The 2,197-nt window shown below is 39.6% G+C and carries 3 protein-coding genes; 1 reads left to right on the plus strand and 2 read right to left on the minus strand.

The window, feature by feature from the left end; all coding sequences use genetic code 11:
- The first annotated feature begins 112 nt into the window (after positions 1-112).
- Complete coding sequence (locus ACMUMJ_RS16790; RefSeq protein ID WP_414679997.1) at positions 113-550, plus strand: hypothetical protein; 438 nt, start codon at positions 113-115, stop codon at positions 548-550.
- 178 nt (positions 551-728) lie between these two features.
- On the opposite strand, the gene ACMUMJ_RS16795 is transcribed toward ACMUMJ_RS16790, so the two are convergent.
- On the minus strand, positions 729-1,757 hold the full coding sequence (locus ACMUMJ_RS16795; protein WP_414679998.1) for a TauD/TfdA family dioxygenase: 1,029 nt from the start codon (positions 1,755-1,757) through the stop codon (positions 729-731).
- A 251-nt stretch (positions 1,758-2,008) separates the two neighbouring features.
- A partial coding sequence (locus ACMUMJ_RS16800; RefSeq protein WP_414679999.1) for a transposase occupies positions 2,009-2,197 on the minus strand: 189 nt, incomplete at its 5' end.

The following is a 2,197-nucleotide window of genomic DNA, read 5'->3' on the forward strand; positions in this document are numbered from 1 at the left end:
GATGAGACGAATAAACAATCGTCCAAGGAAGTGTTTAGGGTTCAAGCAACCAGCCGTAATTTTTAAAAACATGTGCTTAGTTGCTTGAAGTGAAAAGTGTCGCACTTCGGACTTGAATTCAGGTGCAATTACTTTTTTTGGTAAAGGACGATGTGCTGGATGTCATAATGGTAAGTTTTTTACTGACTTTAAATTTCATTCGATTGGCACTCCACAAGGTGAGTTCGGTACACATATCCAACGTCAGGATATAGGACGTGCAGGCGTAACTTATGAACTTAAAGACCGCTATTTATTTAGAACTCCTCCACTTATAGGTGTTTCTCATACTGCACCTTATGGTCATAACGGAGTTTTTGAAACATTAGAAGAAGTAATTTTATTTCATATAAACCCAATTCCTTTTTTTATGGATAAAGGCTGGTCTTCTAAAAAAGAGCTGCTTACCTACGGAAAATTAGTTTCATCTAGGTCAGAAATATTAGGATATATTGATGTTTCTAGTGAATTTGAATTAAGCGCTTTAGAGGCCTTTTTACAGACTTTGTAGGCGAGATATATAGAAATGGTTTTTGAACGTGGCTTTCTCCTAGTGCTTAATAAATTAGGTGATATTACTTAAGTGAAACTAAGAGACACTGTGTAGTGGTCAAGTAATATTGGCCACTAACTATGCCACTACAACCTGCTTGAAGTTTCCTTGACAAAGGTGAGGTTCAAATTCTCCATTACGGAGCCTCCTTTTCCTCAAGTAGATCGCCCCGAAGTTGTTCTTCCATCATTGTTCTCGCATTAGCCATATCGGCAGGTACGCTTGAAAGTGGGAAAGAGCTCGGCCAGACCCCACCTCGATAGGTCCCTTCATCTACTCGCCCGTATGTTTCTTGGTAGTTTTTTGGTAGTGTAGGACTACTATCATAAGCCAGCCATAAGCGAAGCAGTAACCTTTTATCTGCGGGGGTAATTAGTTGGTCGGTAAATTCAGAGCGTGCGTGTAAGAGGCGATGGTTGTCGATCAATAGCAAATCGCCCCTCTCAAGAGCAAGGTCTAATGAATGACCTCTTTTTTCGAGGTAACTGTCAAACACGTTCATTGCGTTGATTTGTTCCTCCGTTAGACGTGGTGCATCGGGAAAGCGTTGAGAGCCTTCAATAAATCGTCGAACGTAGCGCGAAATGAAGCTGTCATTTGCGTATGAAAACGGTGTCAACATCGTCCACCCTCGTTCGCCATCTTCTGCCTCATCCCGCTTATCAAACGGAAACGGTTGGGTGAGGGTAGTGGCCAGTTCTGGGTGATGACGTTGTAATTGATTGAAGGCGGTAACTGCACTGACTAAACGAGTCTCCCCACCTTGATTTGCAGGATGAATGCACAACAAAGACAATAAGTCACAACGATCAGAATGAAACGGTAACGCTGCACGGCTTTCATAACCCCGTTGAGTTGGCTGCGAAATATCACTTTGTTTATCTGTAACGTGTCCAATAAAATCAAACTTCTTACTTTGCGATACAGGGACCCCGAATAAAAAACCGATTTTCAACAATTCATTCTGACATTGATTTAAGGAAAGATGATGTACAGGAAGCCCCTTAATTAATATAAACCCACGAGTTTTTAAAACATTATCAATATGTTTCTTATTAAATTTCAATGAATCAAAACCATATCGATCATCTGTAATATTAAGAATCCAATCTTTGCTCTCAAGAAGTTCAAAACCTTTCCAATTTAACCATCCTGGTCGTTCCACTTTGTAATCCCTATAATTTTAATTCGTTGTTATAAAAAAACACTTGCCAATCATTTATCTTTATTAGCATTCGGTTAAAGATCTGTCAACTTAATTTACGCTAAATGGCGAATAGTTTACTTTGTTTGGTATTTAATTAATTTTTATTCATTAGTAATAATTGAGCCACTTGCAAAAACATTCCCAAATCAGCTCATCAACTGCCAGTTAAATACCCCTGAATTCAAGTCCGAAGTGCGACACTTTTCACTTCAAGCAACTAAGCACATGTTTTTAAAAATTACGGCTGGTTGCTTGAACCCTAAACACTTCCTTGAACGATTGTTTATTCGTCTCATCGCGAAGTCTATTCTCTCCTCTGTAACACTTCTTAAATCAGTACCTTTGGGCACATATTGCCTCAGAAGGCCGTTGCTATTTTCATTCGCTCCACGCTCCCA

The organism is Marinomonas phycocola, from assembly GCF_047525455.1.
Taxonomy (GTDB): Bacteria; Pseudomonadota; Gammaproteobacteria; order Pseudomonadales; family Marinomonadaceae; genus Marinomonas.